The 12,896-nt window shown below is 60.9% G+C and carries 12 protein-coding genes and 1 pseudogene; 7 read left to right on the forward strand and 6 right to left on the reverse strand.

Features of this window, described 5'->3' with window-relative positions:
• Nucleotides 1-35 precede the first annotated feature (35 nt).
• On the forward strand, nt 36-1,604 hold the full coding sequence (locus AACY52_RS17695; protein ID WP_339436654.1) for a phospholipase D family protein: 1,569 nt from the start codon (nt 36-38) through the stop codon (nt 1,602-1,604).
• Nucleotides 1,605-1,668: 64 nt separating this feature from the next.
• On the opposite strand, the gene AACY52_RS17700 is transcribed toward AACY52_RS17695, so the two are convergent.
• Entirely contained in the window at nt 1,669-2,811 is a 1,143-nt protein-coding gene (locus tag AACY52_RS17700; protein ID WP_339560646.1) for an MFS transporter, read from the reverse strand.
• 182 nt (nt 2,812-2,993) lie between these two features.
• Complete coding sequence (locus AACY52_RS17705) at nt 2,994-4,487, reverse strand: aldehyde dehydrogenase (RefSeq protein WP_339415093.1); 1,494 nt, start codon at nt 4,485-4,487, stop codon at nt 2,994-2,996.
• A gap of 230 nt (nt 4,488-4,717) precedes the next feature.
• On the opposite strand from AACY52_RS17705, the gene AACY52_RS17710 reads away from it, so the two are divergent.
• Nucleotides 4,718-5,080: a cupin domain-containing protein gene (locus tag AACY52_RS17710; RefSeq protein ID WP_339415092.1), complete on the forward strand. Its 363-nt coding sequence runs from the start codon at nt 4,718-4,720 to the stop codon at nt 5,078-5,080.
• A 71-nt stretch (nt 5,081-5,151) separates the two neighbouring features.
• Here AACY52_RS17710 and rpmG read toward each other — a convergent pair whose 3' ends face one another.
• Together rpmG and rpmB are read right to left on the reverse strand one after the other, a co-directional pair.
• Nucleotides 5,152-5,307, reverse strand: coding sequence for a 50S ribosomal protein L33 (gene rpmG, locus AACY52_RS17715; RefSeq protein WP_003176906.1), 156 nt, complete (start codon nt 5,305-5,307; stop codon nt 5,152-5,154).
• 11 nt (nt 5,308-5,318) lie between these two features.
• Entirely contained in the window at nt 5,319-5,552 is a 234-nt protein-coding gene (rpmB, locus tag AACY52_RS17720; RefSeq protein WP_003176907.1) for a 50S ribosomal protein L28, read from the reverse strand.
• A gap of 458 nt (nt 5,553-6,010) precedes the next feature.
• On the opposite strand from rpmB, the gene AACY52_RS17725 reads away from it, so the two are divergent.
• Nucleotides 6,011-7,603 (forward strand): ABC transporter substrate-binding protein, encoded by a 1,593-nt coding sequence (locus tag AACY52_RS17725; protein WP_339560647.1) that lies wholly within the window; start codon nt 6,011-6,013, stop codon nt 7,601-7,603.
• Between the two features lie 27 nt (nt 7,604-7,630).
• Here the strand turns inward: AACY52_RS17725 and radC are convergent, their stop codons facing one another.
• Nucleotides 7,631-8,305, reverse strand: coding sequence for a DNA repair protein RadC (gene radC / locus AACY52_RS17730; protein ID WP_339415090.1), 675 nt, complete (start codon nt 8,303-8,305; stop codon nt 7,631-7,633).
• Between the two features lie 160 nt (nt 8,306-8,465).
• Between radC and coaBC the strand changes: the two genes are divergently transcribed.
• From coaBC to argB, 4 genes and pseudogenes are all read left to right on the forward strand, one after another.
• Nucleotides 8,466-9,674, forward strand: coding sequence for a bifunctional phosphopantothenoylcysteine decarboxylase/phosphopantothenate--cysteine ligase CoaBC (gene coaBC / locus AACY52_RS17735; protein WP_043048060.1), 1,209 nt, complete (start codon nt 8,466-8,468; stop codon nt 9,672-9,674).
• Between the two features lie 5 nt (nt 9,675-9,679).
• Nucleotides 9,680-10,135, forward strand: coding sequence for a dUTP diphosphatase (dut, locus tag AACY52_RS17740; RefSeq protein WP_003213270.1), 456 nt, complete (start codon nt 9,680-9,682; stop codon nt 10,133-10,135).
• Between the two features lie 253 nt (nt 10,136-10,388).
• Nucleotides 10,389-11,795, forward strand: a pseudogene (locus AACY52_RS17745) (phosphomannomutase/phosphoglucomutase); the annotation flags it as partial.
• A 19-nt stretch (nt 11,796-11,814) separates the two neighbouring features.
• Nucleotides 11,815-12,720 carry an acetylglutamate kinase gene (argB, locus tag AACY52_RS17750; protein WP_339560648.1) on the forward strand — a complete coding sequence of 302 codons (906 nt, stop codon included), beginning with the start codon at nt 11,815-11,817 and terminating at the stop codon, nt 12,718-12,720.
• Between the two features lie 58 nt (nt 12,721-12,778).
• Here the strand turns inward: argB and AACY52_RS17755 are convergent.
• The coding region (locus AACY52_RS17755) for a transposase (RefSeq protein ID WP_146484865.1) at nt 12,779-12,896 on the reverse strand (118 nt) is incomplete at its 5' end.

Here is a 12,896-nt window from a genome sequence, read left to right on the forward strand (position 1 = left end):
CCGACAACCGCCCTGATCTGGAAGCAACTCCCTTGATGATTCAACGGCTATTCCCGTTTTTCCTGTTGGGAGCCCTGGCCCTGGGCGGCTGCGCCACGGTGCCTGCACCGCGCATCCCCAGCGACGCCCTGCCCGCCGCGCAATCGTCGTTCGGCCGCTCGATCCAGGCCCAGGCCGCCCCGTATCAAGGGCGCTCGGGTTTTCGCCTGCTGCCCAACAGCAGCGAGGCCTTCATGGCCCGTGCCGAACTGATCCGCAACGCCCAGACCAGCCTCGACCTGCAGTACTACATCGTGCACGACGGCATCAGCACGCGCATGCTGGTGGACGAACTGCTCAAGGCTGCCGACCGTGGCGTGCGCGTGCGCATCCTGCTGGACGACACCACCAGCGACGGCCTCGACCAGATCATCGCCACGCTCGCCGCCCACCCCAAGATCGAAATCCGTCTGTTCAACCCCCTGCACCTGGGGCGCAGCACCGGCGTGACGCGCGCCATGGGCCGCTTGTTCAACCTGTCGCTGCAGCATCGGCGCATGCACAACAAGCTATGGCTGGCGGACAACAGCGTGGCCATCGTCGGCGGGCGCAACCTGGGGGATGAGTATTTCGATGCCGAGCCCAACCTGAACTTCACCGATATCGACATGCTCAGCGTGGGCCCGGTAGCCGAACAGCTTGGCCACAGTTTCGACCAATACTGGAATAGCGCCCTGAGCAAGCCTATCGACAACTTCGTTTCCAATGCACCGTCCAAAGGCGACCTGGCCGACGCGCGCGTGTACCTGGAAGCGTCGCTGGCCGAATCGCGCCAGCAGAACCATGCGCTGTACAACCGCTTGCGCACCTACCAGACCCAACCGCGCATGGACATCTGGCGCCGCGAACTGATCTGGGCCTGGAACCAGGCCCTGTGGGACGCACCGAGCAAGGTGCTGTCCAAGGCCGACCCAGACCCTCGGTTGCTGCTCACCACTCAACTGGCGCCGGAACTGGAAGGGGTCAGCCACGAGCTGATGATGATCTCGGCGTATTTCGTGCCGGGGCAACCGGGGCTGGTGTACCTGACCGGGCGCGCCGATGCGGGGGTGTCGGTCAGCCTGCTGACCAACGCCCTGGAAGCCACTGACGTGCCGGCCGTGCACGGTGGTTATGCGCCCTATCGCAAGGCGCTGCTGGAGCACGGCGTGAAGCTCTACGAACTGCGCCGTCAGCCCGGTGACCCCAGCGCGGGCAGCGGGCCGCATCTGTTCCGGCGCAGCACCTTCCGCGGCTCGGACTCCAGCCTGCACAGCAAGGCGATGATCTTTGACCGGCAGAAATCGTTTATCGGCTCGTTCAACTTCGACCCACGTTCGGTGCTGTGGAATACCGAAGTCGGCGTGTTGGTCGACAGCCCCGAACTGGCGGAGCACGTGCGTAACCTGGCGCTGCAAGGCATGGCGCCGGACTTGAGCTATGAGGCGAAATTGCAGGATGGCCAAATAGTGTGGGCGACCGAAGATAACGGCCAACTGCACACCCTCACCCGCGAGCCGGGCAGTTGGTGGCGGCGGTTCAATGCGTGGTTCGCTACCTCAGTTGGCTTGGAACGCATGCTCTAAAGCCAGAGGAGATCAACTGTGGGAGCTGGCAAGCCAGCTCCCACCTATTGACCGCATTTCAGGGTCAGGCCGGTTGCGCCACGCCGAACGCGCCTTGGCGCAGCAACAGCACCACCAACCCCAACGCACCGGCTGCCATCAGCAGCGGCAACGCATGCCCGCTGATCCACTGGCTGCCCGCCCCTGCCACCAAAGGGCCGATCAGGCAACCGATACCCCACAGCTGCGCCACGTGGGCATTGGCGCGCACCAGTGCATCGTCGCGATAACGCTCGCCGATCAGGATCAGCGACAGGGTAAACAAGCCTCCAGCACTCGCGCCGAACAACACCCAGATCGGCCAGATCAGCGGCGTATGCATCAACAACGGAATCGCCAGGCTCGACGCCAGCAACAGCACCGCACAACTCAGGAACAGCGTGCGCCGAGGCAGGTAGTCGGCCAGTGCGCCAATGGGCAATTGCAGCAGCGCATCGCCGACCACCACCGTACTGACCATGACCAAGGCGATTTCGGCGGTAAAGCCTTGTTGCAGGCAGTAAATCGGCAACAACGTCAGAATCATCGCCTCGAACGCAGCGAATAACGCCACCGCCCACGCAATCGCCGGCAGGCTCAGGCAGAAACGCCACAGGTCAGCGAAGGTCACACTGAAGGACTCGGCGCTCGGTGCGCCGGAACGCCCCAACAACAGCAACGGCGCCACCACTAACAGACCGACGCCGACCCAGAAACCGTAGTCATGGTCGGTGCCGATCAAGCCCAGCAACAGTGGGCCAGACAGTTGGCTCAGGGCATAAGTGCAGCCATACAGTGCCACCAGACGGCCACGCCACTGCTCCACCACCAACTGGTTGATCCAGCTTTCGCCCAGGATAAATACGATGGTCAGGATCACCCCGATCATCAGCCGTAGCACCAGCCACACCGAGTAGCTGGGCAGGATCGCCAACAAGCCGATGGAAATTGCGCCTGCCCACAAACACAGGCGCATAAGGTTGGCGGTGCCGAGCCATGAGGCCATGCGACTGGACACCTTCGCACCGAGCAGCACACCGAAGGCCGGCATCGCCGCCATCACGCCGATGGCAAAACTGCCATAACCCCAGCTTTCCAGGCGCAGGGACACCAGCGGCATGCTGACGCCCAGGGCCAGGCCGACGCTGAGCACCGAGGCCAGGACGGCGAAATAGGTCGCCCAACGCATGTCCACGCTCCTGTGGATAATTATTTCAAGGGCTGCAAACGAACTGTAGGAGCGAGCTTGTGTGGGAGTCGGGCTTGCCCGCGATGCAGATGCCTCGGTGTGTCAGTCACACCTTGGTGATGCTATCGCAGGCCAGCCGGCTCCCACACAAGCCCACTCCCACATTTGGACTGCGGTGTGGCTTAGAGCTTGATCCAGGTCGACTTCAGCTCGGTGTACTTGTCGAACGCATGCAGCGACTTGTCGCGACCGTTGCCCGACTGCTTGAAGCCACCAAACGGCGCAGTCATGTCGCCGCCATCGTACTGGTTGACCCACACGCTACCGGCACGCAAGGCTTTAGCGGTCAGGTGCGCCTTGGAGATATCTGACGTCCACACCGCGGCAGCCAGGCCGTAGACAGTGTCGTTGGCGATCTTGATCGCTTCTTCTGCACTGTCGAAGGTGATCACCGACAGCACTGGGCCAAAGATCTCTTCCTGGGCGATCTTCATCGCGTTGGTCACGCCGTCAAAAATCGTCGGTTCGACGTAAGTGCCGCCCGTCTCTTCCAGGGTGCGCTTGCCGCCAGCTACCAGCTTGGCGCCATCGGCATGGCCGGCTTCAATGTACGAGAGCACGGTGTTCATTTGTTGGGTATCCACCAGCGCACCCACGTTAGTGGCTGGGTCCAGTGGGTTGCCGGGCTTCCAGCCCTTGAGGGCCTCGATCACCAACGGCAGGAAAGTGTCCTTGATCGAACGCTCCACCAGCAGGCGCGAGCCCGCGGTGCACACTTCGCCCTGGTTGAAGGCGATGGCGCCGGCGGCAGATTCGGCGGCCGCTTGCAGGTCCGGAGCATCGGCAAACACGATGTTCGGGCTCTTGCCGCCAGCTTCCAGCCACACGCGCTTCATGTTCGACTCGCCGGAGCGAATCAACAGTTGCTTGGCGATTTTGGTCGAACCGGTGAACACCAGGGTGTCGACGTCCATGTGCAGCGCCAGCGCATTGCCCACGGTGTGGCCGTAGCCCGGCAGCACGTTGAACACGCCTTTTGGAATACCGGCTTCAACGGCCAGGGCTGCGATACGGATGGCGGTCAGCGGGGACTTTTCGGACGGCTTGAGGATTACCGAGTTACCGGTGGACAGCGCAGGGCCGAGCTTCCAGCAGGCCATCATCAGCGGGAAGTTCCACGGCACGATAGCGCCCACCACGCCGACTGGCTCGCGGGTGACCAGACCCAGCTGGTCGTGCGGAGTGGCGGCAACTTCGTCGTAGATCTTGTCGATGGCCTCGCCGCTCCAGCTAAGGGCATTCGCCGCGCCGGGTACGTCGATGTTCAGGGAGTCGCTGATCGGCTTGCCCATGTCCAGGGTTTCGAGCAGCGCCAGCTCCTCGGCATTAGCCTTGAGCAACGCGGCGAAACGGATCATGGTGGCTTTGCGTTTGGCCGGTGCCAGGCGCGACCACACACCGGAATTGAACGTGGCGCGGGCGTTTTCCACAGCGCGCTGGGCATCGGTGGCGTCACAGCTGGCAACAGCGGCCAGCAGGCGGCCATCGACCGGGCTGATGCATTCGAAGGTTTCACCGGAAACGGCGGCGGTGTACTCGCCATTGATGTAGGCGCGGCCTTCGATCTTCAGATCCTTGGCGCGTTGTTCCCAGTCGGCACGGGTCAGGGTGGTCATGCGAGTGTCCTCCTCTTATTGAATACGAGGGCCAGGCGATGTCCCCCGGCAGCCTCAAAGAATGCTTGCCCGGCCAGCCATCTGTTCGGCTCAAGGCAGCTGCCACCCTAAACCAGCGGCTGGGGATGTTTCAATATATTTGACATATCGCCAGTAAACGCCCTTGCGATGTTCATTTTAATAAACATAGACTTTGGGCTCTCCAACCGCAGGCCAGACGGGAAACGCACATGAGCATCCAGGACATCGTCGACTTCAGCCAAGCCAAGACCGCCGCCGAGCGCTACCGCCCTGCTGCCGAAAAAATCCTCAAGGGCGATCCCGAGCAAACGATCTACAACCACTACAACAGCCCGTGCGGCCAAATGAGCGCCGGGGTCTGGGAGGGTGAGGTGGGGCATTGGAAGGTCAACTACAGCGAGCATGAGTACTGCGAGATTGTGCAGGGTGTGTCTGTCCTGCGTGATGCGGACGGCAACGCCAAGACCTTGCGCGCGGGTGACCGCTTCGTGATCCCGGCCGGTTTCAGCGGCACATGGGAAGTGCTGGAGCCGTGCCGCAAGATCTACGTGGTGTTCGAACAAAAGGCCTGATCAGTAAATCGCAGGCAAAAAAAAGCCCGAATCGTGAGAGACGGGCTTTTTTTCACATTGAAGAAAACCAATTACTTGATTTTGCCTTCTTTGTAGATCACGTGCTTGCGAACGCGCGGGTCGAACATTTTCTTTTCGAGCTTGTCCGGGGTAGTACGCTTGTTCTTGTCGGTAGTGTAGAAGTGACCAGTACCGGCGCTAGAGATCATTCGAATCAATTCACGCATGATATAGCTCCTTAAATCTTGCCAGCGGCACGAATTTCGGCCAGCACGACAGTGATGCCACGCTTGTCGATGATACGCATGCCTTTAGCAGATACGCGCAGACGGACAAAACGTTTCTCTTCTTCAACCCAGAAGCGGTGATGCTGCAGGTTTGGCAGGAAACGACGACGGGTTTTGTTATTTGCGTGGGAAATGTTATTCCCAGTCACCGGACCCTTACCGGTAACTTGACATACTCTCGACATGCCTCAGCCCTCTAAAACCACATGCCCAACCCGGCATGGGTTGGCCGCTTAATCTCTCAGTCATTTGGCGCCAGGCGCCGCGTTTCTTTAGGGTCTTACCGGCTACACCTACAAGCGAAGGAACCGGGCCCCTAGAAAAGAGCGCTGCTTTATACCAGAAAGACCCTAGTGCAACAACAGCCCGTGTGTTTTTACCGGCGTAAATCTCGGCGGCAAACGCCTGAACCGTTGCTAATAGGGGCCGCAGCAACAATCGACCACTCGTCGCACAGAATGATTTACAGCGCCCGCGCGCGCAGTGAAGTGCAGGGCGGAACGCGCTGAGGCGCCATCAAAACAGCATTTCAGGCAAAAGCACAGGCAAAAATGGGCTAGTCATTTATCTATCAGACCTCTACGGTAGGACTTTTCCAGACTGCACTCGCAGATGGGCCTTCGATCTGCAAAGGAAACCGAACATGCGCCTCGCTGCCCTACCGCTCTTGCTTGCTCCTCTATTTATCGCTCCAGCGGCTGTTGCTGCCACCAATCTGAGCGTTTGCACCGAGGCCAGCCCCGAAGGGTTCGATGTGGTGCAATACAACTCACTGACCACCACCAATGCTTCAGCCGACGTGCTGATGAACCGCCTGGTGGACTACGACGCGGCCAGCGGCAAATTGGTGCCAAGCCTGGCAGACAGCTGGAACGTTTCGGCGGATGGCCTGACCTATACCTTCAAGCTGCGCCCGGATGTGAAATTTCATCGCACCGAATACTTCACCCCTAGCCGTACACTGACCGCGGAAGACGTGCGCTTCAGCTTCGAACGCATGCTCGACCCGGCCAACCCTTGGCACAAGATCGCCCAGAGCGGTTTCCCACATGCGCAATCGCTGCAGTTGCCCGCACTGGTCAAGAAGATCGACGCCCTCGACCCGCTGACCGTGCGCTTCACCCTGGATCACGCCGACTCCACCTTCCTCGCCGCCCTGAGCATGGGCTTTGCCTCGATCTACCCGGCCGAATACGCCGACAAACTGCTCAAGGCCGGCACGCAGCAGAAGCTCAACAGCCAGCCCATCGGCACCGGGCCGTTCATCTTCAGCCGCTTCCAGAAAGACGCCGTGGTGCGCTACAAGGCCAACCCGGACTACTTCGCCGGCAAACCGGCTGTGGATAACTTGATCTTCGCGATCACGCCTGACGCCAACGTGCGCCTGCAGAAATTGCACCGCAATGAATGCCAGATTGCCCTTTCGCCCAAGCCGCTAGACGTGGGCGAGGCCGAAAAAGACCCGGCGCTCAAGGTGGAGAAAACCGCCGCCTTCATGACCGCCTTCGTGGCCATCAACACCCAGCACCCGCCCCTGGACAAGCCCGAAGTACGCCAAGCGATCAACCTGGCCTTCGACAAGGGCAGCTACCTCAAGGCTGTGTTTGAAGGCACTGCCGAAGCCGCGAACGGACCTTTCCCGCCCAACACCTGGAGCTACGCCAAAGAGCTGCCCGGTTATCCACAGGACCTCGCCAAGGCCAAGGCGCTGCTCGACCGTGCCGGGCTCAAGGGTGGTTTCAAGACCACTATCTGGACCCGCCCCACCGGAAGCCTGCTGAACCCCAACCCCAACCTCGGCGCACAACTGCTGCAGGCTGACCTGGCCAAGGTCGGCATCCAGGCCGAGATCCGCGTGATCGAATGGGGCGAGTTGATTCGCCGCGCCAAAGCCGGCGAGCACGACTTGCTGTTCATGGGTTGGGCAGGCGACAACGGCGACCCGGATAACTTCCTTACCCCGCAGTTCTCCTGTGCGGCAGTCAAGTCCGGCACCAATTTCGCCCGCTACTGCGACCCAGCCCTGGACAAGCTGATCAGCGCCGGCAAGACCACCAGCGAGCAGGGGGTACGCAGCAAGCTGTATCAGCAGGCCCAGGCGCAGATCCAGCAGCAAGCGTTGTGGCTGCCATTGGCGCACCCTACGGCATTTGCCCTGACCCGCAAGAATGTCGAGGGCTATCAGGTGAGCCCGTTCGGGCGCCAGGATTTCTCCAAGGTCAGCATCAAGCCCTGACAACCAAGCCCGCCCCAATGGGCGGGCTTACATCCACCCATATTCAGCCATCGACAACGGATCGCCATCCCCCACGATGATGTGATCCAGTACCCGCACGTCCACTACTTCCAAGGCCTTTTGCAGCAACTTGGTCAATTTTCGATCAGCCGCACTGGGCTCTGCGCTGCCGGAAGGATGGTTGTGGCACAGAATCAATGCCGCCGCGTTATATGCCAAGGCGCGCTTGACCACTTGCCGGGGGTAAACCATCGCCGCGTCAATGGTGCCCTGGGATAACGCTTCGAAACCCAGCACCCTGTGTTTTGAGTCGAGAAACAGGCAACCGAAGATCTCGTGAGGCTCATGGCGCAGCAAAGCCTTCAGGTAATCACGCACGGCTACCGGGCTTTCCAGTACCGAATCCTTACGCAGGCGCTCGGCCATATGTCGCCGGGACATTTCCAGCACTGCCTGCAACTGCGCAAATTTCGCCGGCCCAAGGCCCAATTGCTGGTTGAACAGCGCCTGGCTGGCCTCCAACAATGGGCGCAAGCCACCGAATTGCGCCAACAGATGGCGCGCCAGGTCCACCGCGCTCCTGCCAGCGACCCCGGTACGCAGGAAGATCGCCAGCAACTCGGCATCCGACAGGCTCGCCGCGCCCCATTCCAAAAGTTTCTCTCGCGGCCGCTCTGCTGCTGGCCAATCGCGAATACTCATCCCGCCTCCCTTTCCATATGCGTCCTGTGCGCCACGTGCACCGCTGTTGCCTCGCGGACGCTGTGTTATCGTAGGCCCTCTTTTTTGCCGCGATTTCCCCTGGGGAGGGGGCATCGCAGGCGCCACTGAACTGGCATCACTGAACTGGAAAGGCAAACCAATGCAGCGTCTGTATCGGAAACGCATCGTTCTCGGCGTTGGCGGCGGCATTGCCGCCTACAAGAGCGCAGAGCTGGTCCGCAGGCTTCTGGACCAAGGCGCCGAAGTGCGCGTGGTCATGACTCGCGGCGGCAGTGAGTTCATCACGCCGTTGACCATGCAGGCCTTGTCCGGGCACCCGGTTCACCTGGATCTGCTGGACCCGGCGGCCGAGGCCGCCATGGGCCATATCGAGCTGGCCAAATGGGCCGACCTGGTGCTGATCGCCCCGGCCACCGCCGACCTGATCGCCCGCCTGGCCCAAGGCATCGCCGATGACCTGCTGACCACCCTGGTACTGGCCACCGACGCCACCGTCGCCATCGCCCCGGCCATGAACCAGGCCATGTGGCGCGACCCGGCCACCCAGGCCAACACCCAACTCTTGCAAAGCCGTGGCCTCAAGGTATTCGGCCCGGCGTCAGGCAGCCAGGCCTGTGGCGATGTCGGCATGGGTCGCATGCTTGAAGCCACCGACCTGGCCCAGTGCGCCGCCGAGTGCTTCCAGCACTTGGCGCTCACCGGCAAGCATGTGCTGATCACGGCTGGCCCGACCCAGGAAAACATCGACCCGGTGCGCTACATCACCAACCATAGCTCAGGAAAAATGGGCTTTGCGCTGGCCGAAGCGGCGGTCGAGGCAGGCGCACGCGTTACCTTGATCACCGGCCCGGTGCATTTGCCGACCCCGGATCGGGTCACGCGAATCGACGTAGTCAGCGCCCGCGACATGCTCGCGGCCTGTGAGGCGGCCATTCCGTGCGACCTGTTTATCGCCTCGGCAGCGGTTGCGGACTACCGCCCGGAAGTCGTCGCCCCGCAAAAGCTCAAGAAAGACCCTACGAGCGGTGACGGCCTGCTCCTGCAAATGGTGCGTAACCCGGACATCCTGGCCACCATCGCCACGCGCCCGGACCGTCCGTTCAGTGTCGGCTTCGCGGCCGAGACCGAGCATTTGCTGGACTACGCAGCACGCAAATTGAAAGATAAAAACCTCGACCTGATCGTTGCCAATGATGTCGCCAACCCGAGCATCGGCTTCAACAGTGAGGAAAACGCGTGCAGCGTGATCGACCGCGAGCTACACGCCACCCTTTTCGCCCAGACCAGCAAGGGCAAGATTGCCCGCCAACTGATCTCTTTTATCGCCCAACGGCTGAACCAGGTTTAATGTCCATGCACGCTTTGCAAGCCAAGATTCTCGACCCACGCATCGGCAACGAATTCCCGCTGCCGGCCTACGCCACCCCGGGCTCCGCCGGCCTCGACCTGCGCGCCATGCTCAAGCAAGACACGGTGCTTGAGCCGGGCCAGACCATTCTGATTCCAACGGGCCTGTCGATCTATGTCGGCGACCCTGGCTTGGCTGCGCTGATCCTGCCGCGCTCCGGCCTGGGCCATAAACATGGCATCGTGCTGGGCAACCTGGTGGGCCTGATCGACTCGGACTACCAAGGCGAGCTGATGGTGTCGTGCTGGAACCGTGGCCAGACCGCGTTCAACATCGCCGTCGGCGAGCGCATTGCCCAGTTGGTACTGGTGCCGGTCGTACAGGCGCATTTCGAACTGGTAGAGGAGTTCGACGAAACCCAGCGCGGTGCGGGCGGGTTCGGGCATTCCGGCAGCCACTGACTAAGCTGAATCTGGCCGGGCGCCGTTGCCCGGCCCGACGCCACCGCTGGGCTTTCAGGACGAAGAATGCGCGGATCTTATCAGCGATTTTTCTCCATAAAAATCAACGCATTACGCAGAAAACAAGTCGGAGCCAGCACGCCGATGGCATTTTTGCACCACGAACTCTCTGCCGAAAACACCGTCATACCCTTCAGTTTGAGCCTGCCGGTCAACCACATTAAGGCCAGCCTTGCCCCTTTCAGATGGAGTTTCCCCCGCGATGAGTACCGCAGCCCGCGTAGCCCCGACATTCCCCGATAGCATCTTTCGCGCCTATGACATTCGTGGCGTGGTGCCCAAGACGCTGACCGCCGAAACCGCCTACTGGATTGGCCGTGCCATCGGCTCCCAGAGCCAGGCCCAGGGCGAGCCCAACGTCTCGGTCGGCCGTGACGGTCGCCTGTCCGGCCCGGAATTGGTGGAACAGTTGATCCAGGGTCTGGCCGACAGCGGTTGCCATGTCAGCGACGTGGGCCTGGTGCCGACGCCTGCGCTGTACTACGCAGCCAACGTACTGGCCGGCAAGTCCGGAGTGATGCTCACCGGCAGCCATAACCCGTCGGATTACAACGGCTTCAAGATCGTCATCGCTGGCGACACCCTGGCCAACGAACAGATCCAGGCCCTGCACAACCGCCTGAAGACCAACGACCTGGCCAGCGGCCAGGGCACCGTCACCAAAGTCGACATCCTGCAGCGCTACTCTGATGAAATCACCGGCGACGTCAAACTCGCACGCCGCCTGAAAGTGGTGGTGGACTGCGGCAACGGCGCGGCCGGCGTGATCGCTCCGCAGTTGCTCGAAGCCCTGAACTGCGAAGTGATCCCCTTGTTCTGCGACGTCGACGGCAACTTCCCGAACCATCACCCAGACCCGGGCAAGCCTGAAAACCTGGTGGACCTGATCGCCAAGGTCAAGGAAACCGGGGCTGACGTGGGCCTGGCCTTCGACGGTGACGGCGACCGCGTGGGTGTGGTGACCGAGACCGGCGAAATCGTGTTCCCGGATCGCCTGCTGATGCTGTTCACCCGCGATGTGGTGGCGCGCAACCCCAACGCCGAGATCATCTTCGACGTGAAGTGCACCCGCCGCCTCACGCCACTGATCAAGGAATATGGCGGTCGCCCGCTAATGTGGAAGACCGGTCACTCGTTGATCAAAAAGAAAATGAAGGAAACCGGCGCGCTGTTGGCCGGAGAAATGAGCGGCCATGTGTTCTTCAAGGAGCGCTGGTTCGGGTTTGACGACGGCATTTACAGCGCCGCCCGTCTGCTGGAGATCCTCAGCAAGGAAAAATCCACGGCCGAAGAACTGTTTCAGACCTTCCCGAATGATATTTCTACGCCAGAGATCAATATCCATGTGACCGAGGAGAGCAAATTCAGCATCATTGACGCACTGCACGATGCGCAATGGGGCGAAGGCGCTAACCTGACCACCATTGATGGTGTGCGAGTCGATTACGCCAAAGGCTGGGGCCTGGTTCGCGCGTCCAACACCACACCGGTGCTGGTCCTGCGTTTCGAGGCGGATACCGAGGCTGAGTTGCAGCGCATCAAGGACGTGTTCCACGCCCAGTTGAAACGTGTTGCCCCTGATCTCCAATTACCGTTCTGATTTTTAACCGGAGCCCTGAATGACCCTCGAACGCGAAGCCGCTGCCAACACTGCCAAGGTCCTTTCCGAAGCGTTGCCTTACATCCGACGCTACGTCGGCAAGACGCTGGTGATCAAGTACGGCGGCAATGCCATGGAAAGCGAAGAGCTGAAAACCGGCTTTGCCCGCGACATCGTGTTGATGAAAGCCGTGGGGATCAACCCGGTGGTAGTCCACGGTGGTGGGCCGCAAATCGGCGATCTGCTCAAGCGCTTGTCGATCGAGAGTCACTTCATCGATGGCATGCGCGTCACTGACGCGCAAACCATGGACGTGGTGGAGATGGTCCTCGGCGGCCAGGTCAACAAGGACATCGTCAACCTGATCAACCGCCACGGCGGCAGCGCCATCGGCCTGACCGGCAAGGACGCGGAGCTGATCCGCGCAAAAAAACTGACGGTGACCCGCCAGACGCCGGAGATGACCCAACCGGAAATCATCGACATCGGCCAGGTGGGTGAAGTCATCGGCATCAACACAGACCTGCTGAACCTGCTGGTGAAAGGTGACTTCATCCCGGTGATCGCGCCAATCGGCGTGGGTGCAAACGGCGAGTCCTACAACATCAACGCCGACCTGGTGGCCGGTAAGGTGGCCGAAGCGCTGAAGGCTGAAAAGCTGATGCTGCTGACCAACATCGCCGGCCTGATGAACAAGGAAGGCAAGGTGTTGACCGGCCTGACCACTCAACAAGTGGACGAGTTGATCGCCGACGGCACCATCTACGGCGGCATGCTGCCGAAAATCCGTTGCGCGCTGGAAGCGGTGCAAGGCGGCGTGGGCAGCTCATTGATCCTGGATGGCCGGGTACCGAACGCGATCCTGCTGGAAATCTTCACCGACACGGGTGTGGGCACACTGATCAGTAACCGCAAGCGTCCTTAAACGCTGCAAACAAAAAGGCCCCGCTCAATTTGATTGAGCGGGGCCTTTTTTTGGTTCTTCACGGATTGCCGGGAAAGACGCTCTTGATCTTCATGAAGAAGAACTCGCTGTCCCGGTAACCGTACGCCATTCGTTTGATGACCTTTATTCGATTGTTTATTCCTTCCAACTGACCG

The organism is Pseudomonas sp. EA_65y_Pfl1_P113, from assembly GCF_963970525.1.
Taxonomy (GTDB): Bacteria; Pseudomonadota; Gammaproteobacteria; order Pseudomonadales; family Pseudomonadaceae; genus Aquipseudomonas; species Aquipseudomonas tritici.

Excerpts from the sequence above, each read along its gene's own strand:
- AACY52_RS17695 (WP_339436654.1), top strand. The coding sequence starts at position 36 with ATGATTCAACGGCTATTCCCGTTTTTCCTGTTGGGAGCCCTGGCCCTG.
- AACY52_RS17700 (WP_339560646.1), bottom strand. The coding sequence starts at position 2,811 with ATGCGTTGGGCGACCTATTTCGCCGTCCTGGCCTCGGTGCTCAGCGTC.
- AACY52_RS17705 (WP_339415093.1), bottom strand. The coding sequence starts at position 4,487 with ATGACCACCCTGACCCGTGCCGACTGGGAACAACGCGCCAAGGATCTG.
- AACY52_RS17710 (WP_339415092.1), top strand. The coding sequence starts at position 4,718 with ATGAGCATCCAGGACATCGTCGACTTCAGCCAAGCCAAGACCGCCGCC.
- rpmG (WP_003176906.1), bottom strand. The coding sequence starts at position 5,307 with ATGCGTGAATTGATTCGAATGATCTCTAGCGCCGGTACTGGTCACTTC.
- rpmB (WP_003176907.1), bottom strand. The coding sequence starts at position 5,552 with ATGTCGAGAGTATGTCAAGTTACCGGTAAGGGTCCGGTGACTGGGAAT.
- AACY52_RS17725 (WP_339560647.1), top strand. The coding sequence starts at position 6,011 with ATGCGCCTCGCTGCCCTACCGCTCTTGCTTGCTCCTCTATTTATCGCT.
- radC (WP_339415090.1), bottom strand. The coding sequence starts at position 8,305 with ATGAGTATTCGCGATTGGCCAGCAGCAGAGCGGCCGCGAGAGAAACTT.
- coaBC (WP_043048060.1), top strand. The coding sequence starts at position 8,466 with ATGCAGCGTCTGTATCGGAAACGCATCGTTCTCGGCGTTGGCGGCGGC.
- dut (WP_003213270.1), top strand. The coding sequence starts at position 9,680 with ATGCACGCTTTGCAAGCCAAGATTCTCGACCCACGCATCGGCAACGAA.
- argB (WP_339560648.1), top strand. The coding sequence starts at position 11,815 with ATGACCCTCGAACGCGAAGCCGCTGCCAACACTGCCAAGGTCCTTTCC.